At 55.4% G+C, this 23,882-nt stretch carries 23 protein-coding genes and 1 pseudogene; 16 read left to right on the top strand and 8 right to left on the bottom strand.

Annotated elements, in window-relative coordinates; translation table 11 throughout:
* Nucleotide 1: 1 nt before the first annotated feature.
* Entirely contained in the window at nucleotides 2–1,153 is a 1,152-nt protein-coding gene (gene lptC, locus LKE08_RS18910; RefSeq protein ID WP_324705807.1) for an LPS export ABC transporter periplasmic protein LptC, read from the top strand.
* A gap of 74 nt (nucleotides 1,154–1,227) precedes the next feature.
* On the opposite strand, the gene LKE08_RS18915 is transcribed toward lptC, so the two are convergent.
* Nucleotides 1,228–1,401, bottom strand: coding sequence for a hypothetical protein (locus LKE08_RS18915; protein ID WP_324705808.1), 174 nt, complete (start codon nucleotides 1,399–1,401; stop codon nucleotides 1,228–1,230).
* Nucleotides 1,402–1,526: 125 nt separating this feature from the next.
* Between LKE08_RS18915 and LKE08_RS18920 the strand changes: the two genes are divergently transcribed.
* Both LKE08_RS18920 and LKE08_RS18925 read left to right on the top strand, forming a co-directional pair.
* A complete protein-coding gene (locus tag LKE08_RS18920; protein ID WP_324705809.1) occupies nucleotides 1,527–3,284 on the top strand; it encodes a ShlB/FhaC/HecB family hemolysin secretion/activation protein in 1,758 nt (585 codons plus the stop codon).
* Between the two features lie 471 nt (nucleotides 3,285–3,755).
* Complete coding sequence (locus LKE08_RS18925; protein ID WP_324705810.1) at nucleotides 3,756–5,903, top strand: ATP-binding protein; 2,148 nt, start codon at nucleotides 3,756–3,758, stop codon at nucleotides 5,901–5,903.
* Between the two features lie 24 nt (nucleotides 5,904–5,927).
* Here LKE08_RS18925 and LKE08_RS18930 read toward each other — a convergent pair whose 3' ends face one another.
* The 3 genes and pseudogenes from LKE08_RS18930 to LKE08_RS18940 form a co-directional block, all read right to left on the bottom strand.
* A complete protein-coding gene (locus tag LKE08_RS18930; protein ID WP_324705811.1) occupies nucleotides 5,928–6,392 on the bottom strand; it encodes a hypothetical protein in 465 nt (154 codons plus the stop codon).
* 228 nt (nucleotides 6,393–6,620) lie between these two features.
* Nucleotides 6,621–6,872 (bottom strand): annotated as a pseudogene (locus LKE08_RS18935) (zinc ribbon domain-containing protein); the annotation flags it as partial.
* Between the two features lie 187 nt (nucleotides 6,873–7,059).
* Nucleotides 7,060–7,734 carry an MBL fold metallo-hydrolase gene (locus LKE08_RS18940; RefSeq protein WP_324705812.1) on the bottom strand — a complete coding sequence of 225 codons (675 nt, stop codon included), beginning with the start codon at nucleotides 7,732–7,734 and terminating at the stop codon, nucleotides 7,060–7,062.
* 68 nt (nucleotides 7,735–7,802) lie between these two features.
* On the opposite strand from LKE08_RS18940, the gene LKE08_RS18945 reads away from it, so the two are divergent.
* The 4 genes from LKE08_RS18945 to LKE08_RS18960 all read left to right on the top strand — a co-directional run bounded on the left by LKE08_RS18945 (nucleotide 7,803) and on the right by LKE08_RS18960 (nucleotide 12,781).
* Nucleotides 7,803–9,311 (top strand): site-2 protease family protein, encoded by a 1,509-nt coding sequence (locus LKE08_RS18945; RefSeq protein ID WP_324705813.1) that lies wholly within the window; start codon nucleotides 7,803–7,805, stop codon nucleotides 9,309–9,311.
* Nucleotides 9,312–9,546: 235 nt separating this feature from the next.
* Nucleotides 9,547–10,704, top strand: coding sequence for an META and DUF4377 domain-containing protein (locus LKE08_RS18950; protein ID WP_324705814.1), 1,158 nt, complete (start codon nucleotides 9,547–9,549; stop codon nucleotides 10,702–10,704).
* Between the two features lie 416 nt (nucleotides 10,705–11,120).
* On the top strand, nucleotides 11,121–11,867 hold the full coding sequence (locus tag LKE08_RS18955) for a PEP-CTERM sorting domain-containing protein (protein WP_324705815.1): 747 nt from the start codon (nucleotides 11,121–11,123) through the stop codon (nucleotides 11,865–11,867).
* 320 nt (nucleotides 11,868–12,187) lie between these two features.
* A complete protein-coding gene (locus LKE08_RS18960) occupies nucleotides 12,188–12,781 on the top strand; it encodes a DUF6940 family protein (RefSeq protein WP_324705816.1) in 594 nt (197 codons plus the stop codon).
* Between the two features lie 385 nt (nucleotides 12,782–13,166).
* On the opposite strand, the gene LKE08_RS18965 is transcribed toward LKE08_RS18960, so the two are convergent.
* Entirely contained in the window at nucleotides 13,167–14,648 is a 1,482-nt protein-coding gene (locus LKE08_RS18965; RefSeq protein ID WP_324705817.1) for a BCD family MFS transporter, read from the bottom strand.
* 214 nt (nucleotides 14,649–14,862) lie between these two features.
* Here LKE08_RS18965 and LKE08_RS18970 point away from each other — a divergent pair, with 214 nt between their 5' ends.
* Both LKE08_RS18970 and LKE08_RS18975 read left to right on the top strand, forming a co-directional pair.
* The gene (locus LKE08_RS18970) at nucleotides 14,863–15,471 is read left to right on the top strand and encodes an alpha/beta hydrolase (protein WP_324705818.1); all 609 of its coding nucleotides are present in this window, start codon (nucleotides 14,863–14,865) and stop codon (nucleotides 15,469–15,471) included.
* A 223-nt stretch (nucleotides 15,472–15,694) separates the two neighbouring features.
* The gene (locus LKE08_RS18975) at nucleotides 15,695–16,249 is read left to right on the top strand and encodes a cyclic nucleotide-binding domain-containing protein (protein ID WP_324705819.1); all 555 of its coding nucleotides are present in this window, start codon (nucleotides 15,695–15,697) and stop codon (nucleotides 16,247–16,249) included.
* A gap of 132 nt (nucleotides 16,250–16,381) precedes the next feature.
* On the opposite strand, the gene aroA is transcribed toward LKE08_RS18975, so the two are convergent.
* Nucleotides 16,382–17,728, bottom strand: a complete 1,347-nt coding sequence (aroA, locus tag LKE08_RS18980) for a 3-phosphoshikimate 1-carboxyvinyltransferase (RefSeq protein ID WP_324705820.1) — start codon at nucleotides 17,726–17,728, stop codon at nucleotides 16,382–16,384.
* A 99-nt stretch (nucleotides 17,729–17,827) separates the two neighbouring features.
* Here aroA and LKE08_RS18985 point away from each other — a divergent pair, with 99 nt between their 5' ends.
* The 6 genes from LKE08_RS18985 to LKE08_RS19010 all read left to right on the top strand — a co-directional run bounded on the left by LKE08_RS18985 (nucleotide 17,828) and on the right by LKE08_RS19010 (nucleotide 20,648).
* Nucleotides 17,828–18,322, top strand: coding sequence for a hypothetical protein (locus LKE08_RS18985; protein ID WP_324705845.1), 495 nt, complete (start codon nucleotides 17,828–17,830; stop codon nucleotides 18,320–18,322).
* A 239-nt stretch (nucleotides 18,323–18,561) separates the two neighbouring features.
* Complete coding sequence (locus LKE08_RS18990) at nucleotides 18,562–19,476, top strand: ATP-binding protein (RefSeq protein WP_324705821.1); 915 nt, start codon at nucleotides 18,562–18,564, stop codon at nucleotides 19,474–19,476.
* Complete coding sequence (locus tag LKE08_RS18995; protein ID WP_324705822.1) at nucleotides 19,451–19,693, top strand: hypothetical protein; 243 nt, start codon at nucleotides 19,451–19,453, stop codon at nucleotides 19,691–19,693. Before LKE08_RS18990 ends, LKE08_RS18995 begins: the two co-directional genes overlap by 26 nt.
* Before the next feature lie 25 nt (nucleotides 19,694–19,718).
* Nucleotides 19,719–19,925: a hypothetical protein gene (locus tag LKE08_RS19000; protein WP_324705823.1), complete on the top strand. Its 207-nt coding sequence runs from the start codon at nucleotides 19,719–19,721 to the stop codon at nucleotides 19,923–19,925.
* Nucleotides 19,925–20,296, top strand: coding sequence for a hypothetical protein (locus tag LKE08_RS19005; protein WP_324705824.1), 372 nt, complete (start codon nucleotides 19,925–19,927; stop codon nucleotides 20,294–20,296). The genes LKE08_RS19000 and LKE08_RS19005 overlap by 1 nt, the downstream gene beginning before the upstream one ends.
* Nucleotides 20,262–20,648: a hypothetical protein gene (locus LKE08_RS19010; RefSeq protein WP_324705825.1), complete on the top strand. Its 387-nt coding sequence runs from the start codon at nucleotides 20,262–20,264 to the stop codon at nucleotides 20,646–20,648. The genes LKE08_RS19005 and LKE08_RS19010 overlap by 35 nt, the downstream gene beginning before the upstream one ends.
* On the opposite strand, the gene LKE08_RS19015 is transcribed toward LKE08_RS19010, so the two are convergent.
* On the bottom strand, nucleotides 20,630–21,121 hold the full coding sequence (locus LKE08_RS19015) for a hypothetical protein (protein ID WP_324705826.1): 492 nt from the start codon (nucleotides 21,119–21,121) through the stop codon (nucleotides 20,630–20,632). The genes LKE08_RS19010 and LKE08_RS19015 overlap by 19 nt on opposite strands.
* 232 nt (nucleotides 21,122–21,353) lie before the next feature.
* On the opposite strand from LKE08_RS19015, the gene mnmA reads away from it, so the two are divergent.
* On the top strand, nucleotides 21,354–22,523 hold the full coding sequence (mnmA, locus tag LKE08_RS19020; protein WP_324705827.1) for a tRNA 2-thiouridine(34) synthase MnmA: 1,170 nt from the start codon (nucleotides 21,354–21,356) through the stop codon (nucleotides 22,521–22,523).
* 383 nt (nucleotides 22,524–22,906) lie between these two features.
* On the opposite strand, the gene LKE08_RS19025 is transcribed toward mnmA, so the two are convergent.
* Nucleotides 22,907–23,830, bottom strand: a complete 924-nt coding sequence (locus LKE08_RS19025; protein WP_324705846.1) for an undecaprenyl-diphosphate phosphatase — start codon at nucleotides 23,828–23,830, stop codon at nucleotides 22,907–22,909.
* Nucleotides 23,831–23,882 lie beyond the last annotated feature (52 nt).

Here is a 23,882-nt window from a genome sequence, read left to right on the forward strand (position 1 = left end):
CATGGCTCGAATCCCGCACTCACCCTGCACGATCCTGTTGCCCCTCGCCCTGCTGGTGGCGGGGTTGGCGGGGTGTCGGCCGGCGACGCCGGAGGATGTCGCCGTGGAAGCGGAAACGGAAACCGAGTCAGAAGAGATCGAAAATACCCTCACCCTCGATGACGTCGTGCTCGAACAGGCGGACGAAGAGGGGCAACTGCTCTGGCGCGTCCGGGCTAAACAGGCGAGTTACAGCCCGGACAACAAGGTAGCCACCGTCATCGAACCCCAGGGAGAATTGTTCGCGGACGGGAAGTTGCGCTATCAAATCGAGGGGGACACCGGCACGCTCCACCAAGACGGCAAGCGGCTGTTTCTGCGGGGTTCGATTGTGGCCGAGGACTTGGAAAATGGCATCGTGTTGCGGGGATCCGAGCTCGAATGGATCGTCGATCAGGAAATTTTGATCGCCCGCAACGGGGTGACGGGGGAACACGAGAAAATGCAGGCGGTCGCCACCGAAGTTCAGGTTTTCGACGCAGACAAGCGGGTGGAATTTTGGAACCAGGTGGTAGTCAACTTTAAAGAATCCGGGGTGCAGCTACGGAGCGACCACATCATCTGGCGGTGGGAGGAAGAAAAATTTGTCGCCGACCGCCGGGTAGAACTCGATCGCTTTGAAAATCAAACCCTGAGCGATCGGGGCGTGGCCAAGGCGGCGGAATTGGACTTGAAGGCCCAAGTCGCCACGTTGAAGGATAGCGTCCAGGTAGCCCTCTCCGACCCCCCCCTGCAGGTGTCGAGCGACGAGTTGCGCTGGAACTACGAAAAGGAAACCCTGGAGTCCCCCAAACCGATCACGGTCATCGATCGCAAAGACCAACTCACCTTCTCCGGCGACAGCGGTTGGGGAGATCTGAACGCCGAAATTTTTCACCTGATCGGCAACGTCCTGGGGGTCGGCCAGAAGCAGCAGGCCCAAATCAACACCGATCTGCTCACCTGGTACGTCTCCCAACAAAGCTTCAAGGCGGAAGGGGATGTCATCTACCGCCAAGTCGATCCCCCCATGACCCTGCGGGGGGAAAAAGCAACGGGCCGGTTCGACAATCAGACCGTCGTGGTGACGGGAAACACCCCCGGCGATCGGGTCACGACGCAATTCGTACCGTAAAATTCGGGAGTCGGTATTAGGAAGTCGGGAGTCGGGGGACGGAAAATCAATGGTCAGTTGTCAATTGTCAATGATCAATTCTCCCGTCCGGATGGGAAACCGCGATCGGAGAACAAAGGATTGCGACGACCTTCGGACTGACGGGCGATCGCAGCCCTTGTCTTGACGGTATCCGATCCCATATTCTGAATTCTCAACTGAGTTGTGCCTTCAACCCTCGAAACCCGACAGTCCGTTAGAACTGCCATCAACTCTCATCGCGGTCGGGCGCGATCGGGCCGGTTCGTCGAGGCGAACCCCCGATCTGAAAGGTTCTCGATTGGGGTCACGAAACGCAATCAACGGAGCCACAGCCTTGAATTGAGGAGTGAGAATGTGCAACGATCGCCAAAAAGCCTTTTTGAATCGAATTTTTCCCGATTCCATCCCGACCGGCATCGCCCTCGCCCTGATTTTGGCCCCAACGCCCCTGTCCGCCCAAACCCAACCCCAACCGCAACGACCCCTGCCGGACGCCATTCCGACACTGCCGGAACGTCCCGAGCCCGAACCCGACCTCCCCGCGCCGCTGCCCCCCCTCGAGGAGTTGCTGCCATCTCCCCTGCCGGCTCCCACGGACTCCGGAGAACCGCCGGATGAAGCCGTCACCGTCGTGGTGGAACAATTCGCCTTTGAAGGCAACACAGCCTTCAGCGACGAAGAACTCGCCCGAGTCACCGCACCCTTTCTCAACCGCCCCATCACCTTCGCCGAACTGCTGCTGGCCCGCTCCGCCGTCACCGACCTTTACATCCGCAACGGCTACATCACCTCCGGCGCCTTCATCCCCCCCCAGGAACTCGAGGGGGGCACCCTCACCATCCAGATTTTGGAAGGGGAAGTCGCCGAAATCAACGTCGAAGCCGCCGGACGCCTCGATCCCGACTACGTCCTCCGCCGCCTCGCCGCGGCCACGTCCGGTCCCCTCAACCAAAACCGCCTCCTCGAAGCCCTGCAACTGCTGCAACTGAGTCCCCTCATCGAAACCATCCAGGCGGAACTCTCCGCCGGGACCCGTCCGGGGGAGAGCATTTTGGACGTGGAGTTCAAAACCGCCAAAACCTTCGGCGTCAAAATCTTCGCCAACAACTACCGACCCCCCAGCGTCAGCACGTTTCAGCGGGGGGTGGAAGTCACCGAAGCGAACCTCCTCGGACAGGGGGACGCCCTCAGCCTGTTTTACAGCAACACCGATGGCAGCAACGTGGTGGATGTCTTTTACGACTTTCCCATCAACGCCAGCAACGGCACCGTCGGGTTTTACTTCAACTACACCGACAGCAATATCGTCGAACCCCCCTTCGACGAACTCGACATCGAGGCGGAAAGTGTGACGTTTGAACTGCGCTACCGCCAACCCATCATCCAAACTCCGACGGAGGAATTGGCCCTGGGGGTGAGTTTGGCCCGTCGGGAAAGTCAGACCTCGATTTTGGGGGTGGGGTTCCCCCTGGCGCGGGGGGCGGACGACGAGGGGGAAACGCGCCTGTCAATTTTGCGGTTGTCCCAGGAGTACACGAGCCGGGGGACTCGGCAGGTGTTCGCGGCGCGATCGCAATTTAGCATCGGTTTGAATTTCCTCAATTCCACGGTTAACGACTCCGCACCCGACAGCGAATATTTTGCTTGGCGGGGACAGGCGCAGTGGTTGCGGCTCTTGGCGCCGGATACGGTGGTATTGGTGCGATCGGATGTCCAGTTGGCTACGGAGGAACTGGTGCCGCTGGAACAGGTGGGGCTGGGGGGGTTGGACAACGTGCGGGGATACCGCCAAGATGCCCTGCTGCGGGACAATTTTATCTTCGCCTCGGCGGAGTTGCGCTATCCGATCCTCCGCATCGACAATAATAAGGGAATTTTACAACTGACGCCGTTCGTGGATTTCGGCACGGCTTGGAGCAGCAGCCCGGACGAACAATCGCAGTTGTCGTCCGAGACGTTAGTTTCCTTGGGGTTGGGCCTGCGCTGGCAGTACGGGGACAATTTTCGCGCCCGGTTCGACTGGGGAATTCCTCTCACGGATTTGGATTCTCAGGACCGAACCTGGCAAGAACAGGGACTCTATTTTTCGGTGGAGTGGAATCCGTTTTAGGGATGGGGTGTGGGGAGAAAAAACAAGTCAGACAACAGAAGTGAGAAGTGAGGAATATCAATGTCAAATTTTATACCTTTAAAACCCCTGATGTCTCCGGGAATTTACAGAGTTTGGGACACGATTGTTGTCTATAGCGCTGTGCGCTGGCCTAGTTACACGCCGGACGGGTGAGAATTGTCAATCCCTAGGACTGACGACCGACTCCCTAGGACAGACTCCCGTTTCTAGAGCTTGTAACGACACGATCGCGCACTGCTATAAAATGCCCGGACGGGAATCCGGTCTTTTGTCGGTGCGATCGCGGCAGTGTTAACTTGGTGGACAAAGCAGTGTAATCAATATTACAATGAGGGGTGAGACCCCCCAAGAGTCTGCGGTCGAATTTTAAAGCATCCGAAATCTCCAAACTCTCCCCCGTAATCCTTTACTGTGCCGCCGAGACGCGATGATACTGGAGCATCTCAAATTGTGAATGACAAACCGATTCCATCCTTTCAGTCCCAGAACGTGGCGCCGCCGGCCGATCACCATTCACTTTTGGGCGGTTCGGCGTCGGGGGTATCGGGGGAGCAATTATTTCGTCAATTTCTGGAGTCCACGCCGGCCGCGACGGCGATGGTCGATCGCCAAATGCGCTGCGTCGCGGTATCCCGGCGGTGGCGGGACAAGTATCGGGCCATCGGGGACGACCTTTCCCCAGGCGATCGCTTCCCCAACCTGCCGGAACGCTGGTATCGGAATGCGGCGGCATCCCTGGCCGGAGAGCTCGACCGCTGGGAATTGGAAACCTGCCTCCCCCCAGAAAACGGGACGGTGGAATGGGTGAAATGGACGGTGCAGGCCTGGAAAACCGACTCGGGGATCATCGCGGGCCTGATCGTGCAAGTCGATACGATCACGGAATGGAAGCTATTTGAAAATGCCCTGCAACTGACCCAACTGGCGATGGATCGGGCCGGCGATGCGGTGCTGTGGATCACGTTAGAGGGGCGGTTGTGCTACGCCAACGACACTGCCTGTCACCTGTTGGGCTATTCCCGGCCGGAACTGCTGCGGCTGACCATCCACGATATCGATCCCGACCTGCCCCCGGCCATGTGGTCGTCCCACTGCGAGGAGATCAGACACCGGGGTTCCCTGACCTTTGAATCTTGCCACCGCCACAAACTCGGCACCATCGTCCCGGTGGAAGTCAACGTCAACTATTTGGAAGTCGATCCGATCGCGCCGGAGGACGCCGGCCCGGTATCGCGATTGCGCGAAGCGCACCGGCAGAGCCGATCATCCGATTCCCCCAGGTTGCCCCTGCTGTGTTGGTTCGCCCGCAACATCTCCGACCGCAAGGCCGCCTCCTCCGCCATCACCGAGTCCCGGGACCAACTCGAAGCGGTGCTCAACGCCGTACCGGGGTTGGTGTCCTGGATCGGGTCAGACCGGCGCTATTTGGGCGTCAACCAGCACCTCGCCAACGCCTACGGCGTACCCGCCCACCAATTTATCGGCCGGGAAGTGGGGTTCCTGCAGACGAGTCCCGAATTCAACCAATTCGTCTACGCCTTTTTCGACAAAGCCGACTGGACCGACTCCCGGGAAATTATCGCCGATGTCAAAGGCGAGCCCCGCACCTATCTGATCGTCGCCCAAAAGTACCTGCGGGGGGCGGCGGCGGTGTTCGTGGGGTTGGACATTACCGAGCGTCGCAACATGGAAATCGCCCTGCGGGAGAGCGAGGAACATCTGGACCGCCGTCGGGCCGAATTGGAAACCGCTTTGGTGCAGTTGCGGCGCACCCAAACCCAGTTGGTGCAGACGGAGAAAATGTCCTCCCTCGGACAACTGGTGGCGGGGATCGCCCACGAAATCAACAATCCCGTCAATTTTATTTTCGGCAACCTCACCCACGCCCGCAACTACATCGAAGACCTGGTGGGGGTGATGGAACTTTACGCCGAATATTACCCCGAGCCGATCTCCGAAATCGAGGAAGAACTCGAAGAGATGGGGTACGAGTTCATGAAAAAGGACCTGCCCAAAATGCTGGAGTCGATGAAAGTGGGGGCCGAACGCATCCGGGACGTGGTGCGATCGCTGCGATCGTTCACCCGCGTCGATGAGGGCCGGATGAAACCGGTGGATATCCACGACGGACTCGAAAGTACGATCCTGATCGTCCAGAACCGCCTGCAAGCCAAGGGCGGGCGATCGAGCATCGAATTGGTGAAAGACTACGCCGACTTGCCCCGGGTGGACTGCTACCCCGGCCAACTGAACCAGGTGTTCATGAATCTCCTCACCCACGCGATCGACCGCCTGGAAACGGCCATGACGGGGGAAAATCGCCTCGAAAACCCGACGCTGCGGGTGCGAACCCAACTCCTGGAGGGCGATCGCGCCATGATTTCCATCGCCGACAACGGCCCGAGTTTGAGTCCCGAGGACTGTCGCCGGGTGTTTGAACCCCTCCTGGAAGCCCCGACGACGGGCCAGGGGACGAGCCTGGGACTCTCCATCGCCCACCACCTGATCGTGGAAAAACACGGCGGCCAGATCGCCTGCATCTCCGACCCCCCCGAAGGCGTGGAATTTCAAATTCACCTGCCGATCGTTGACAATTAATAACTATCAATTATCAATTATCAATTACAACACCTGGTGGGTGTAGGCGTGTTGTTTGACGTTATCTTCGGTGCTGACGATGTTTTCGGAGTTGAGGAGGCGCTTGCGTTCCGTGGAGAAGTTGAACTCCCGGAATGCGGTTCCGACGGGAATATGAGATTGGGCGACTTCGCGGCGCTTGTAGGTGCGGGCCGAGGCGATCGCCCGTTCGGCAAATTCGTCGCAGAGTTGGGTTTCGGGGGGGAAGCCTTCAGGAAGGGTGACGGACTCGCCGCCGAGCACGGTTCCCAGGGTCGTCCCGCAGGCGAACTCGTAGGAGGTGGGAATGCCCTTGAGGATGGCTTCTAAGGCCGCCGAGGGGATCGGTTCGGCGACCGTCACCGGCAGGAGTTCCCCATCGTCTTTGATGAAGCAGTGGGCCAAACCCACGACGACATAATCATCGGCGGTCAGGTCGGGGGCGTTGGAAAGTGCGGTGGCAGAGGTCATAGTGATTTTTGAGAGTAAATTTTGTGACGGTTATAGCGCTGCGCGCGGGAGTCGAGAATCGGGAGTCGGGAGTCGGAAAAACTCAAAGCCCCTTTAAATCGAGGTTTTAAGTTTTCGTGGTTCCCTCGAGCAAGTGAACACACGAGCGCTCATTGCCGTATCGGAAATTCTGACTGTTGACACTCTCCGCGAAGACAGCGACGGAGATTCTTCTTTCAACGAGCCGACTTACCCTGACAGGCTTTCGCCAGCCAAGATAGAGGTTGATTCTCCAGAAGCGTTGCCTGCATCCAGTGCAGAGGTTCCGACGTGCCCCGTCGTACCCAGTCCTGAGTTAAGGATGTTCAGCGCGGCATTGTGGTCACTATCCAGCCTGCACCCACATTGGCAAATATGCGTCCTTGTGGATAGGGACTTCTTGACCACAGTGCCGCAACTAGAGCATTTCTGGGAGGTGTAAGCAGGATTCACGGCAATGGTATTTTATCAACAGTCGGGGTGGGGAGAGTGTTAAATTTCAGATGGTAGGGGCGCAAGGCTTGCGCCCCGATTTTAGATTCTCGGAAACGCCCCCAATTCCACGCCTCACGGCCTTTTCCGACTGCCGATTCCCGACTCTCGACTCCCGATCCTTCCGGCCCATTTCGTTACAAGATGTCACAAAAATTTAAAGAAGGGGTTGAGTTTGCACACAGGCCTCCAAGTCCAGGCGGGCGAGTCGTTCGTAGGCATCGGCGATCGCGAATTGTCCCCGCAGAGCCCCGATGCTGGCGCCGGGGCAGATCCAGTGCAGAGTTTCCGGGGAAAATTTGTCCAGGAGGGCGCGGATGCTGCGAATTTGTCGGGGCCAGTGGAAGGTTTTGGCGGTTCGCAGGGGGTGGGGGCATCCGTCGCGATCGGGTAGCAGGTGGCGCCCGGAAAACAGTATACCCCCGTGGACGGAAGTGTAGACGCACGACGAGCCCGGCGAATGACCGGGAGTCCAGATCATTGTCGTTTGGGGCGAAATGGAAAATTCCCGTTCAAACGGCGTCACCTCGGCTTCGGGCAACAGGTAGGCTTCCTGTTCCTGGCACAAAATCCGACATCCCTCGTCCTGCTGGATTTTCCGGGCCTTGCCCATCCCCCCCCGGTGGGTGAGGGCCAGCCATTTCACGCCCCCCCGGTCCCGGACGAATTGTTGCTGAGTCTCCGTCCAAGCGGGGGCATCGATCAAGATGTTGCCCGAGTTTTCTACAATAAAGTAAGCCGTGCCGCCGAGGGTATCTCGATTCGGTGAAAATGCGTAGATATTTTCAAGGACCGGTTTGGGTTGTTTGGTTGCAGGATGCTGCTGGGTCATTGAGATCGTTCCACTGTTGTTGCAATCCGCGATTTTTGATTTTATCTCTCAAATCCGATTATTGAATCATGCTATTATTGCTGCTCATTTTGGGACTGGTGACCTATTTGATTTTGCGTCGGGGCGTCACGCGCATCACCCGCACGCCGATTTGGCTGTTGTGGTTGGTGATGATGGCGCCGGCCCTGATTTGGAGCGCCTGGATGCTCGTGCACGGGACCCAGACGCCGATCCCGTCTTGGCTGGTGGTGATTCCGTTTGTCGCCTGTCCCTGCCTGTACTGGGTGCTGGTGCAAATGGGCCGCCAACCCCCCCCGGAAGGGGAAACCGACGATCGCGCCCCATCCCCCACCGCCGATGCCGCGACTCCTCAACCCGCCATTCCCAAACTGCCGGAAAAAGCCGCTCCCCCGCCGCCGCCGATCACCCCCAAGGAGGAGGAAAAGCTGCGGACCTGTTTTCCCTGGGCGGTGTTCCCGTTGCAAAATTTGGAATATCGGCCCCAGGCGGTGATCTGTCGGGGTCAGTTGCGATCGCAACCGGAAGTCGCCTACAAAACCGTCCGGGAGAATATCGAGGCGAATTTCGGCGATCGCTTCCTGATCGTGTTTCAGAAAGATTTCGGCGACAAACCGCTGTTCGCCCTGGTGCAAAATCCCTACCGCCGCACCGCAGGGCCCCCGAAACCCGATCGCGATTTGTTGACCCAACCCCTGCTGGCCCTGGCTTTGCTGGTCATTACTCTATTTACCACGACCGTCGCCGGAACCGTTTTGATGGGGGTGACGAATCAGGATTGGCAGGCTGATCCAGCCCTGCTGGGGACGGGACTGCCCTATGCCCTGGCCCTGATGGCGATCCTGGGGGTGCACGAGGGGGCCCACTACCTGAGCGCCCGATCGCACGGCATCAAGGTCACGCTCCCCTATTTTATCCCGGTGCCCTTTTTCCTGGGGACCTTCGGGGCCTTCATCCAGACGCGATCGCCGATCCCCAACCGGAAGGCCCTGTTCGATGTCAGCATCGCCGGCCCCTGGGCGGGGCTGCTGGTGACGATCCCCCTGCTGATCTGGGGGTTCGCCCATTCCGAGGTGGTCTCGGTTCTGCCTGAAGAGGCGGGTATTTTGACCTTCAATGCCCTCGATCCCAGCTTTTCGATTCTGCTGACGGTTTTGGGCAAAGTCGCCTTGGGGGACGCGCTGACGGCGACCGGGGCGATCGATCTGCACCCGGTGGCGATCGCGGGATATATCGGTCTGGTGGTTTCGGCCTTCAATTTGCTCCCCATCGGCCAGTTGGACGGCGGCCACATGGTCCACGCGATGTTTGGCCAGCGCACCAGTTTGGCGATCGGGCAAATCACCCGGTTTTTGGTGTTATTCTTGGCTCTGGTACAGCAAGAATTCCTGATTTTGGCGGTCCTGCTGTTCTTCTTGCCCCTCAACGACGAACCCGCCCTTAACGATGTCAGCGAACTCGATGACCTGCGGGATTTCATTGGCCTGATCACCTTGGGGGTATTGCTGACGATCCTGTTGCCCCTGCCCAACGCACTAGCCCAGTTCCTGAACTATTGAATGTTTCAGAAACCGGATTTCTACGGCAATTGGGGATGGGAACCCGAGTTCCTATCAGAAACCCGGTTTCTTTGAATTTCCCCCGATCGCACGAACGATTTGGGGGAAGTGAAACTTTTGGCGAGATCTTATCGTTTAAATTATGGGAGGCAAAGCCGATCGCGACCGGTTCCTTTGATCGGATCGGGTTCGGGTGGGCGATCGCCAATTTTTTTCGGATACAAGGAGTGAAACCATGTTAAATTTGATCGGACGGACGGGCTGTTTTTGGGCGCTGACTTGGGCGATCGCAACGCCGTTTGTTACCGCCGGTCAGGCGATCGCGTCTCAACCGCTTTCGGTCATTTCTGTCGATATCCCCGGAGACACTCTCGCCGTGAAACCTGCCCTCGCTGGAACCTCTTGGACGCTTGTATCTTGGGGCGACCCGGATTCCCCCAATGACCGGGTAGCGGACACCGAAATTACCCTCGCATTTGAAGAAAATCGCATCAGCGGAACATCGGGTTGCAATCGTTTCATGGCATCCTATACCGCCGAAAATTCCAAATTGGAAATCGGAGTCGCGGCCGGGACGCGGATGGCTTGTCCGGGAGAGATTATGAATCAAGAATTGCAATTTTTGGCGGCTTTGGAGGGGGCGCGGGAATACGCGATCGCGGATGGTCGATTGACCGTTAATTATACCACAGATGAGGGTTCGGGAGTCTTAATTTTTGCAGCCGACGGGGGAGCCGGTCAGATGCCGACTCAACCCCCCTCGGTCACTTCCGAAATGCCCCTAGCCGGAACCTCTTGGACGCTGGCATCGTGGGGCGACCCGGACTCCCCCAATACTTTGCTTCCGGACACCGAAATTACCCTCGTCTTTGACGAAGACCGTCTCGGCGGTTCTTCCGGCTGCAACAGCTATACCGCACCCTATACCGCCGCTTCATCCGGGTTGGAAATCGGAATCGCCGCAGGGACGATGATGATGTGTCCGGAAGAGATCATGGATCAAGAATTTCAATTTTTGACGGCTTTGCAGGGGGCGCAAAAATACGCGATCGCGGACGGTCGATTGAGCGTCAATTATACCACCGACGAGGGTGCGGGAGTCTTGATTTTTGAGCCGGCAGAAACGGCGCAGGAATCCGAGAATCAGAAAACCATTTATGTCGCCTCTCAGATGGCTGACTGCGTGGGAGTTGGGCCGCAAAAATGCTTGCAAGTTCGGGGAGAATCGGATGCCGATTGGCACTTGCACTACAGCGGCATCGAGGGCTTCGAGTACGAACCGGGCTACACCTACACGTTGAGAATTCGGGAAGAAGCGGTCGAGAATCCGCCCGCCGATGCCCCCTCGATCCGGTGGATTTTGGTGGAGATCGTCGATCAAACGGTCGAGTGACGGGGGCGACGCCAATTTTAAGATTCAATTGCACGGGGACTGGGAGATTCAACCCAGTTCCCGTTTGCGTTTGAATGGGGAAACGCGATCGCATCCGCCAATTCACGGATCGTCAGAACTTCCATCACTTTACAGAGGGGTAAAATTTCGGATGATCGGATAATAGTAATCGATGAGAGGGCCTCCCATTTTTGCAGGTGCATTGATTCACGGACAGTGCGACTCGACTTTCGAGGGTTCACCCCCCGGGGTTTCGGGTCGCGAGTCACGAGGCCGACCTGCATATTTGGGATATTTCAAACCCACTACTCATTTGAGGAAATCCGGTCAACCTCATCGACGATCGCACCGTCGATCCCAGATCGATCGCGCGATCGCGAAATCTGACCGCCGTTTAGAAGACAAGCCAAGCGACAATGAATAATCTGAGTCAATTTACCAAACATTTCCTGGGTGCGAGTGCCATCGGGACGTGCCTTTTACTGGGTGCGACCAATACCGCCCACGCGGCCAGTTTATACTTCGGGGAAGACGATCCCGATGCGGGTACGAATTTCGCCGGAAAAGCCGAACTCGACTTTCTCAGCAACTTTATCGCCGCCGATACGGAGGATTTTGAGGATTTTGATGCGGGAACGACATCTCCGCTCACACTCGAAATTGGTGGCAATGAAGCCGAACTGGTTGGCGGGGGAGCAGTTCGCGACGATGACTTCGAGGGATTACACGCCATTTCGGGCGAAAAATACTGGAGTTTGACGTTCGGCGAACTGGATCAAGACACCTACACGATCGCATTTGATACGGCTCAATCTGCGGTCGGATTTTATGCCACCGACATGGGTGATGCCGGAGTGAATGACTTCAAACTCAAGTTTTTCTTCGAGGACGGCACGACGGCCATTGAAAACATCCCCCACACCCAAAGCGCCGATGCAAATGCTTACGAATTATTCTTCGGCTACATCAACCCCGATTTGTCATTCACACAAATCGAATTTTTAGCCAACGGTCCCATTCCGGAAGATGGTTTTGGTTTGGATGATATCACCATCGGGCGCCGCGAACAGCTCCGGGCTTCCGTTCCGGAACCGACATCAACTCTCGCACTGTTCGGCGTTGCCGCGATCGGTTTGTTCTGGCGAAACAAACGTCGCGTCTGATAATTTTGACCTCGGCGATCGCCGAGGTCAATCCTGATTTAAGGTGTGAAGTTTAAAGATCATAACCCTCAAGATCGATGGCTTTTGTCCCCCAATTTTTACCGGGTCAAAAGCCATTTTTTGGATTTAAAATGAGAAGGAGAATTGATATCAAATTCGGTTCAATTCCCGAACATCGGGCAACCCTATAAGGTTTCCCCCACGGGGAGCCGACCTCCCACCTTACACGGCGATCGCTCGGCGGTCAAACCGGCAGATCTGATGGATGACCGGAGGAATTTGAGATTAATATGGATGAAACCCGATCAATAAAATGACAAATGTGGAGTGCTGAGATCGACTCGCTCAATTCCGGGCGAGTTCAAAAATTTTCCCTGTTCCGCGAAGAGGGTGCGATCGCCCATTCTGAAGCCATCCGACTCTGGGAGTGCGATCGCGATTTTCGCCGTTTTTTCATCACCTTACTCGCCAAAGTTCCGTTCGAGGCCTATTTCTGGGAAACCCCACCCGTCACCACCGCTTCGGCCGGACAACCCTTTGAATTTGTAGTGGTTGAAAGTCCGGCTTTAGCAAACGTCCCGCCCGACGATCGCACGTTCGGCGACTATTTTGATACCGCCCCCCCCGACAAAGCGATCGTGTCCTTTCCCAGTCTGCACAAAGATGCCCTATTAATCGCCCCCTGTCCGATTATTTCTCCTTCCGCCTACCCCCACCTCGCCAAATTTATCCGGGAAGCCCCGGAAGCCCAGCAACAGGAATTGTGGCGGGAAGTGGGAACCCACCTCGCCCGACGGTTGGGCGAAAATCCGGTCTGGGTGAGCACCTCCGGCTTGGGCGTTTATTGGCTGCACGTCCGACTCGACTCCCGTCCGAAATATTATACGTTTGAGCCCTACAGGCGATCGCCTTAATTTGGGGTGTGGGGTGTGCTCGGTGGGGATTTTAGATTTCCCGACTCCCGACTCCCGCTTATTACAGCACTTTGCGCGGTAATGAGGCACAGCCGGAAAAGATCCCCCCTAACCCCCCTTGGAAAGGGGGGAATCAGAAAGTCCCCCTTTTTAAGGGGGATTTAGGGGGATTCGATCATATCGCAGCAGATAGACAACCGCCATATAAATGAAATTTTCCCCATTCCCCATTCCCCATTCCCCATTCCCCATTCCCCATTCCCGACTCCCGACTCCCGACTCCCAAAAAAATCCCCCGAACGGCTTCGGGGGAAGTTAGGACGATATCCAGAATCAATCACGTCCGTTGGTTAATAGGGGCGGATTGGGATGCCCATGCAATTTTTCAATCCAACTCCGATTCCAGAACGGTCGCGATCGCCTTTTTAGCGTTATCCTGGAATTCGCGGATGTTGACCCGGCTCAGGAGTGCGATCGCCACGACCATCCCGATCGCCTGAACCGCGAACACAGTCCCGTAAGCCAGCACGGGGGCGGAAAACAGGAATCGGCCGACATCCAAAACCGCCCCCCCCAGCACCGTCGCCAGACCCCGCGCCATCGCTTGAGCCAGTCCCCAGGCACCGATGAAGGTACCCGCCGTCTCCGCCGCCGTCAGGTCCAACATCAAACTGATGGCACCGGCCGTCAGGATGCCGGAAAACAAACCAAACAGCAGCAGGGAACCCTTGAGCATCTCCGGGTTAGCGGTAAACCCGGCGCCGATGAACAGCGTCAGACAGACGGCGGTCCCCAGGCAACCCGTCCGCACTGTATTTTTCTTGCCCAGGCGGGGGATCACCAAAAAGCCCGTCGAGCCGATGCCGACGAGGGTTCCGGTTCCGAAGAAAGCGTTCAACTTCGCCGTCTCCGAGACACACATCCCGAACACCTCCCCGCCGTAGGGTTCCAGGACGGCATCCTGCATGAACAGGCTGATGCTCATCACCAATAGAAACGTGAAAAATAGCCCCGTCTGGCGGTTGGCGGTGAGGATTTTCAGGGCGCGGCCGAGGGTGATTTGGTCTTCCCGGTCCGTCACCGTCGATCGCTCGGTGTAGCGGGAAAACCGCTTTTCGACCCCCCAGGTGGAAACCAAACACAGGGCGAAGACGATGGCGGGGACGATAACGAATAGCGGGTTGATGGTCGCCCGCAGGGTGGGGATGTCAGCCGCTCTCGCCCCGGCGGCGGGGCTGTAGGAGAGGATGTCCGCCCCGCAGATCTCCGGTTGGTTGAGAATTTGAGAACTGATGATGGCGCCGACGACGATTCCGATCATCAACATGGACCAGACGATGCTGATCAGTTTGGAGCGGTTGTCGTCGTCGGAGACATCGAACAGGAGGGCGGCGAAGGGGGTGGAACTGGCACTGAGGGCCAGACCGTACAGAGCGAAGACCAGGGCTAACAGGCCGGCCCAGAGGTAGCTGATCCCCGCCATGCCGTTATTTTGGATGCTCTCCCCCAACTGCCAAGCCACCTGCAGGGCGAAGAAAGAGGTGGCGGTGAACAGAACCGCCCCGATCCAGACGTAGGTGCTGCGGTGAAGGCCGAAAATCGGCTTTCCGTCCGAGAGCTGGCCGAACCAGACCCGGGCGGGGGAAACGAACTGGTGCATGGCGATCGCACCGGCGGCGATCAGTGCGGGGACTTTCAGCTCGTCGATCATGACCCGGTTGATCACGCCCAGGGTGAGGAGGGACATGATCCCGAGTCCCATCTGAAACAGGCCCAATCGAAACATGGTCGGCAAGCCGACTTTCGGCTTCAGTTTGCCCTGCGTCGCTTGCGGAGATTTTGACTCCGGTGGGGTGTCGATTGCCATGGCATTTCAAGAAAATGATACGAAGTTTACCATTTTAACTAGACTAGCAAAATGTCGTTCCCAAAAGGAACCGGACGTTCCCGCCGCCCGCCGTCCGGATTTTTAAAATCTGTGCATGGGTGGGTGAATCTTCTGATATCGATGCGATATGATAGGGTGATGTTAACTCCAATTTTAGAGTTTGCATACTGTTTCATATATTTAATTTTCTCAAATGATGAAGCCGAATGTTATCTCCCGATCCATCGCGGTTAAAAATAAAAGGATTCATTACTTGGAGGGAGGCGATCGCGATGCCCCCCCCGTCCTGCTCTTACACGGGGCGAGTTTCTCCGCCAAAACCTGGCAAGAAATCGGCACGTTAAAGCAGTTGGTCGCCCAAAATTATCGCGTCGTCGCTGTAGATTTGCCCGGTTACGGGACTTCGGAAGAGATCGCCTGCACGCCGGTACAATTTTTACTGAAACTCGTGGAGGGGCTGCGGTTGCAGGGGGCGGCGATCGTTTCCCCGTCGATGAGCGGCCGCTACAGCCTGCCCTTCATCGTCGAACACGCCCAGTCCCTGCGGGGGTTCGTCGCCGTGGCGCCCGTCGGCATTTTGAAGATGAGCCAACAATTGCAGGGCAATGACATCCCCACCTTGGCAATTTGGGGCAGCAACGACACCATCGTACCGCCGAGTCAAGCCGACATTTTGACCGAAGTCCTGCCCAATTCCAAAAAAGTGATCCTCAAAAATTCCGGCCACGCCTGTTACATGAAAGCGACCCACAAATTTCACGAAAATTTGATTCGATTTCTCGACAACGTGTCGAAATCTTAGGAGCCAAAAATTGGAGGTGTTGACAGTGGGAAATGGGTGGAAACCGGAACCGGGGAGGCCAAAAATTTGTATCCCGGAACACCGAAATCACGTCGCCCCCGTCCGGCCATTGCCAGCTTCGAGAGAATCCGGCACGGCGACCGTCGGGTTATATTAGAGGAGATCGGAAAGTCGGTCGAGACGGTTGCCGACCGCCACACTCCGCCAAACCCCAAATTTAAAGATGGACGACAGACCCAAAAAGGCACTATTTATTCTCGGTGGATTGGATGACGATGACCTGCGGTGGATCATCTACAAAGGCAAAGTACAAACCCTCCCCGCCGGCGAAACCCTGATTTACGAAGGGCGACCGATCGCGGCTCTCTACATCGTCTTGAGCGGGACCCTGCGGGTTTCGATCCACCCCAACGGCGATCGCGAACTGGCCCATCTATCCCAGGGAGAAGTGGTCGGAGAAATCTCATTTTTGGACAACCGCGCCCCCCTCGCCACAGTCCAAGCTTTGGAAAAAACCCAACTGCTGGCGATTCCCCGCTACGAACTGACCATGAAACTCCGCAACAGTTCCAAATTTTCTTCCCGATTTTACCAGGGAATTTGTCTGTGTCTGGCCAATCGAATGCGGGGGACCGTCCGGCGCCTCGGCTACCAACTCGACGAAGAAGATCCGGATTTGTTATTCGGGGACGACTTCACCCAAAATATGCAAGATTTCCTCACCCTGGCGGAAGCCAAGTTCAACTGGCTGCTCTACAATCTGAAGTTGATCAACTGAGGGAGGGGAATTTTAGATGTTAGATTTTAGATTGTAGGGGCGCAACGCTTGCGCCCTGATTTTAGATCCGGGGAAGAGCGGGAAATGAAAAGTTCCCCATTCCCCATTCCCTAATACCGACTCCCGACTCCCTCAATCGCAGATCGTCCGCAGCGTCCCCACGAAATCCGGGTAGGAAATCGCCGCCGCTTCGGCCCGATGAATGGTTGTGGTTCCCGTCGCATTTAAAGCCGCGATCGCCAAACTCATCGCAATTCGGTGGTCTGTGTCGCTGTCCACCTGTGCACCCTTGAGGGCAGATCCGCCGGTAATTTCCAACCCATCCGGCCGTTCCGAAATGTTCGCCCCCATCTTTCCGAGTTGAGTCGCCATCACCGCGATGCGATCGCTCTCTTTCACCCGCAACTCTTCCGCGTCCCGAATCCGGGTCGTCCCCTTTGCAAACGCCGCGGCCACCGCCAAAATCGGGATCTCGTCAATCAAACGGGGAATCAGATCCCCCCCAATTTCACAGGCTCTCAGTTGAGAATGGCGGACCCGCAAATCCGCCACCGGTTCCCCCGCCACAATCCGTTCATTTTGCAACTCGATGTCGGCCCCCATCATCGCCATCGCCTCCAAAATCCCCGTCCGGGTGGGGTTGACGCCGACATTTTCGACCGTCAAATCCGACCCCGGGACGATCGCCGCGGCCACCAGCCAGAACGCCGCCGAACTGATATCGCCGGGGACCACCACCGCCTGACCTTTCAACTGGGCCGGTCCGGTCACGGTGACGCGGCAGGCGTCCGGATCGACGCTCAATTCGGCCCCGAACGCCCGCAACATCCGTTCGCTGTGATCCCTCGACAGGGCCGGTTCAGTGACCGTGGTGGACCCCTCAACCATCAATCCGGCCAATAAAATACAGGACTTGACCTGAGCCGAGGCGACGGGGGAATGGTAGTGGATCGGTTTCAACTTTCGGCCCCGGACCGCCAGCGGCGCGAGGGATCCCCCCCGGCGCCCCCAGATGGTCGCCCCCATCTCCGTCAGGGGCCGGATCACCCGGTCCATCGGCCGTTTGACCAGGGAACTGTCCCCGGTAATGGTAAACAGGCGATCGGGGTGGGAGGCCAAAATGCCCAACATCAACCGCATGGTGGTGCCCGAGTTGCCCGCATCCAGGACGCGATCGGGTTCCTGTAACTGCCCGAGTCCGCACCCCTTCACCTCCACCCGCTCCGAATTCAACTCGGAAATTTCCGCCCCCAGGGCCGAAAAACAACGGGCGGTACTGCGCGGGTCGGCCCCCAGGAGCAGGCCTTCGACGGTGGTGACTCCCTCCGCCAGGGCGCCCAACATCAGGGCACGGTGGGAGATGGATTTGTCGCCGGGAATGCGGATTCTGCCGTGGAGGGACGGACCCGATTGGGGGGGCTGTATCTTGAGCTGCTGCTGGCTTTCGAGATTTTCTAGGGTGACAACCGTGGATGGCATTAGGATAGATTGAGAAAGGATACGACGATGCGATCCTATCGCTTTCCTCGTCCCGAATTTCGACCGGGACCGGAAATCATCACGACGGAAAGATATCTTATGCTCACCCACCACCGCAAGCCCGTTAGTTTATCTTGGATTTCCACCGATTTACCGCTGCGATCGCACATTGAGACGGCGGCGACGCTGTACCAGAAAGACAAACAGCAATTTCACTTTCTGCTCCACGAACCCGAGCTCTGTGCAGGGGAATTTGAAGGGAAAGATGACGTCGCGGCGGACGGGACGTCTCAGACTCGCCCCTCCCGCCTGCTGTGGCTGGAAGTTTCCCCCTACCGGGCGGTAATGACCATGCAGGGAAACGGCCATTTCAGCTACCGCCACCTCTGGCAAAAGGGGATGTACGGGTTGAGCCGCTACTACCTGCACGGCGCCTCCGGCTCGTTGCCCAACCAGCTCCGACTCCGCAATTTTACCCGAGATTTGACTGTGGTGGGTTGCGCCCTGCCGGAATCGTTGCGGCTCGAATACGAATTGTGGTCGGAAAAGGTGCGGCTCGGACACTACGTTTTACTGCTGAAAATTCACCACTGATCTGGGAGGTACGGCGGCGGTGCGATCGCCGATATCGACCGGGGTTTTCAGGTGGATTCGCCGAGTTCAAGTTGACCGGATCGCGATTGGCTTACCGTCACCCATCCTCGTCGGTTTCGCCAAAAACAGGGATCAGTCATGTCAATGATGAAGAAATACTTAACTTCACAGATGACAGCAAAATCAAGGATACAATATAAACATTGATATTGTCTTCTAAATTTCAGGGTATCGATTTCATGGATAATTATATCCGAGAAAGCGGTGGACTCCTGCAAATACCGCATGGGGATCTGAAAAAGAGAATCGTCCAACACCAATTATTTGGGCTGGATTATCTACAGGAACATCTGTTCCAATTTTGTCGATCTGTAATGAGGGCAGATGCTCCTAGAATTAAAAACTTTGTTTTTTACGATCTAGTCCCTTCAGTGCTTCTCTTTGGCCCACCAAATACGGGTAAAACAACTCTATGTTATTTACTGTTTGATCGCCTAAAAAAAGAGGTCGATAACGAGATAAACTTTTATACGATTGATGTCGGAAAGATGCTAGATCCGGCTCTAGGACAGTCATCTCGTAATCTGGAGCAAGCATTTGAGGAACTACGAAAAGTTTGTGCTAAAGGTTCCTTTGCATTTCTCGTCTTGGATGAGTTAGATTCCTTTTGTATGAGTCGTAGTCGGGTTCAAGAACATGATGCTATCCGCCGAGCCATGACAACTTTAATGCTGGAGCTTGACAAATTGCATCCATCCTCAACTCAAAAGCTTATTTTATTTGGAATTACCAATGTAGACAGTTTGATAGACACGGCAGTGGTGCGACGTTTTTCACTCAAGCGTCTTGTCGATCCGGAACTTTCTATTGATGATTTTTTTGCTTATATAAAATATTTGAGTAAACCGATCGAATACAAGCCGCAAGAAGATGAGTTAAAACAACTCTATGAAGTCTATCGACATCGAAATTTTAAACCGGGCGACATTAAAAATGTTTATAAAATTTTATTTATCGATCTAATTTGCCAAGACAAAAATCAACCTGATCGTGAACAATTTATCAAAGATAGGTTGTTGAAGCTGTTTAAGGAAGAATTCTCAACTGAAGAGCATTTGGCTGGAACTTATGGAGGCTTTACAAATGGTAGATAGAAAATGGGAAACAGATGAAGATAGAATGATGAATCGACTGGAAGCTCACAGAGACTTCATTACTTGGTTGATTAAAAAACTAAAAGCGGAGGGTATAGAATGCGATAGAACAACCGGCAACGATCCGAATGGTGACATATTGTACTACAATCCTGAAGATGAAGAAAAAGTCAAAAAAATTGTTCGAGAAATAAATTCAGAATACAACTCGGACTGATAAAATTTGATAGGATGTTACAGATATGCCGTTTATCGAAATCAAAGTTCGCAAACAGATTGACTCTACCTTGGCAAAAAAGATTATTAACAAAGATTGTGTGTCAGCCGTGTTGACAACAGGAAAAATAACAGGTCCAGCCAAGGATCTTTTTCGTGAGAATGATATAGCATATGCGGAAAATGTCCCCGAAAAACTTTTCATGGAATCCGAGGCTCAGGAGGAAGGCTAATGGCGCTTGATATTTCATTTTATTCTCAAGATATAAATCGTGTCAATACCATCGACATTTCCGATGATTTTTATGAATGGTTGGCTAAATCAGAGTTTTCCAAAATCGGTGTAGCTGAAAAGAAAGACATAGAAATAGATGGTGAACCGGAACAAGTTGATGTCGTTGTCCTAGACTGGGAAACTCGTCGCAAGTATAGCGATTTCTTTCGCGATGAAATTGTCAAAGAAGGTGACAAGGTGTTAGAGCAATTGGGAGATTCACCCTCGAAGGAGGAATATTCACCATTTTATTCTCGGCTCAAACTGTTGCAAGATCTGCGAAAACAGATAGAAAATGAAACCATCAAATATTTGGGTCGTTTGGAATAAAATTTTGCAGAAACTTGCCGAGCAGGATGGGATTTCGACGGATCAATTTGTGACGCTGGCGATCGCCGAGAAAATTTCGGCGTTGACGGCGGAAAGTTACCTGCGAAAACGGGCCCGGCGGAGCGATCGCTCGAAATACGAAGCGGTTCGGGCGAAAATACCCGACACAAACCGGAGCGATCGGAGGGATCGCCACCAGCGGAATCATTGTAGTTGGCAACCGAAAACAAGGGTTCGATCCGAACCCAATGCCAACTCAGATCACATCCGGTTGATGACCTCGAATGCGAAAACAAGGCTCCCGCCATACCGCAGGTTGGCGGCGGGAGTCTGTCAATTGGTCGGGCAATAACTGATCAGTTGCTGGGTGAGGGCATCGGTGCGATCGGCTGCTTGGTTGGCGGCTTCGGTTGCTTTTTCCATGCGTTCTTTGGCTTGGTTGAGTTGCTGGCGTCCATCGAAGCTCACCGGGATCGTCTCCCCTATCTTCAAAACTTGACCCATGTCGTCCAGGGCTTTGGCCATCTCGCCGAAGTTCTCCCCGTAGCCGGTTTGCATCTCTTTGAGGGTCTGATTTCCCAAATTGAGGCTTTTCATCTGCTCGGCGATCCCCTCCAGTTCTGTGGCCAACTGTTTGGTGGTCGCGGCATCGAAGCGATCGCGTTTGGCGGTAATGAGGGAATTGCCCCGGTGGACGACATCCATGAGTTTGGTGCACTGGGCCGATTTCGTCCAGGTACACCCGGTTACGGTACTCAACAGGAGGCCGAACGCCAACCTGGAAAGGATTTTACGAGAGAACGGTAGAGTTTGCGATCGCGCCACGGCAGTTAAATTTTGTTTCGATAAGGTTTCGGCTACCGATTATTCCAAAAAATGTCCCGGATTGCAAGTTTGAGGGGTCGGCATGGGGTCGTCGGTACGAGTCAAGAAATGTTACAATGATGATTCAAAAACGGATCGGATGATATCGGCGATCGCTCGCCGTGTCATTGTCAGCCGCTGAATCCGATGGGGAACTGATAGATATATCCCGTTCTCAAATGATGGGTTGAAAATGGGAGGGGCATCAACCCCGACTCGGAGAAAACTCGTCCGATGTCAATATTTGAATTTCCAAAAGTTGCGGAGGTTATTGATGAAAAAAATTGTGGTCGGTCTTTCCGGTGGCGTTGACAGTTCCACCGCCGCGGCGATCCTCCACCATCAGGGTTACGAGGTGGAAGGTTTGACGCTGTGGTTGATGCGGGGCAAAGGTCAGTGCTGTTCCGAGGGAATGGTCGATGCGGCCCACATTTGCGAACAACTCGGCGTCCCCCATCACATCGTCGATAGCCGGGATTTATTTCAAACGGAAATTATCGATTATTTGGTGGAAGGATACGGCTCCGGAATCACCCCCCTACCCTGTTCCCAGTGCAACCGGGCGGTCAAGTTCGGCCCGATGTTGAATTATGCCCGCACCGAGTTGGAGATTCAACAGGTGGCGACGGGTCACTACGCCAGAATTTCCTACGATCGCGATCGCGATCGCTACCAGTTAAGACGGGCCGTCGATCGCGGCAAAGATCAGTCCTATTTCCTTTACGATCTCACCCAAGAATTGCTCTCGGGAATCGTCTTCCCCTTGGGGGAAGTGGAGAAGTCCGAAACCCGCAAAATTGCCACCGAATACGGGTTGAAAACCGCCGATAAACCGGAAAGTCAAGACCTCTGTTTGGTGGAGGCTAACGGCTCCATGCGGGCGTTTTTGGACAAGTACATCACGGGTCAAAAAGGCGACATTGTGGATGCCGAAGGCCGGGTGTTGGGGCGGCACGACGGCATCCACCACTACACCATCGGCCAGCGTCGGGGCCTGGGCATTTCGGCACCGAACCCGCTGTACGTCATCGGCATCGATCCGGGTCGAAATCGGGTGATCGTAGGCGATCGCGACAGCGTCACCCAAACCGAGTGTACCGTCCGGCGGGTGAATTGGGTATCCGTCGCCCCCCCCACTGCGCCGATCCGGGCAGAAGTCCAAATCCGCTACCGCACCAAGCCGTTGCCGGTGACGGTGGTTCCCTTTTCTTCGGAGGACGAGGGCGAAGCCGCTCCGAAGGTCGGATGGCGGGTGAAACTGATTTTTGACGATCCCATTTTCGGCATCACCCCCGGTCAGGCGGCGGTCTGGTACGACGGCGATTTATTGCTGGGCGGCGGGGTCCTCGAACGGCCGAATTGAGAGGAGAGAGGAGAGAGGAGAGAGGAAAGAGAAATTCTGGAGTCCCCTGACTTCTCCTCTGTGTAAATAGGCCGGCGCTCGTTGCTATAATTCTCCGGATTTGATATAGCAATTTTCAAGTCCGCGAGGTACGCTTGCAAATTCAAAATCCCCCTTTTGAAGGGGGATTTAGGGGGATCGTCCGTCTCTCAAAATTCAAAGTCCCCCTTTTGAAGGGGGATTTAGGGGGATCGTCCGTATCTCATCGGATCGAAAACTGCTATATAGCAATGAGCGCTGGCGTGAGTTCTGTTCGGAAGACAGAATCCGAAACCCCCATGTCAAGGCAGTTTCTATTCCCTACACCCTACACCCTACACCCTACACCCGCACGCAGCGCTATATTATCGATTCTGCAAAACGCCCCCAAAAACGGCGGCCAAAATCGCCACGCCGAAGGCCAGCCGATACCAGACGAAGATCCAGGTGCTCCGGGTTTGCAGGTAGCGGATCAGCCACGCGATCGCCAAATAAGAAAATACCGCCGAAGAAATCAAACCGGCCACCAACGCGGCTGGACCAATATTCGTCAAACCGCTGTCGATCAACCCCTTCAATTCCACCAACCCCGCCAGGGTAATCGCGGGAATCCCCAACAGGAAGGAAAAGCGGGCGGCGGTGGCTCGTTGGAGTCCCATGAACAACCCGGCGGTGATTGTGGAACCGGACCGGGAGACGCCGGGAATCAAGGCCAACGCCTGGGCGAATCCCATCAACACCCCGTCTTTGGCGTCGAGTTGTTCAAAGTTGCGTTTTCGGGCGCCAATTTTTTCGGCTAGTCCCAGCAGGATCGCCATGACGATGGAGGCGATCGCGATCGCGACGGTACTCCGCAGGGGGGAATTGTCGAAGTCGGGGATAAAGATTTTGATCAGCAACCCGAAAAAGACGATCGGCAGGGTTCCCAAGGCGATCCCCAAAGCCATGCGAAAGTCGGGGGATTGGTAGTCGGATTTGGCGATCGCCCGCACCGATCCCATTGTCACCTGTTTGAGATCGGCCCAAAAGTACCATAACACCGCCGCGATACTCCCGAGTTGGATGACGGCGGTGAACGCCACCCCCGGATCGCCCCACCCCAGGGCCACGGGAACCACTTTCAGGTGGGCGGTGCTGCTGATCGGGAGAAATTCGGTCAAGCCTTGCACCAGTCCCAATATGACGGCTTGGAAGATATTAATTTGAGATTCCGCCGGGACGCCGGGAACCTCCACCGTCCCTTCCGTCACCACGTCGGCGAGGAGGGGAAAAAAAGCCTGAAACGGCATCGCCGAGGGCAATTGGGTCGTTAACTCCATGTTTGAATTGACAGCCTACAAA

The organism is Lyngbya sp. CCY1209, from assembly GCF_035615495.1.
Classification (GTDB): Bacteria; Cyanobacteriota; Cyanobacteriia; order Cyanobacteriales; family Microcoleaceae; genus Limnospira.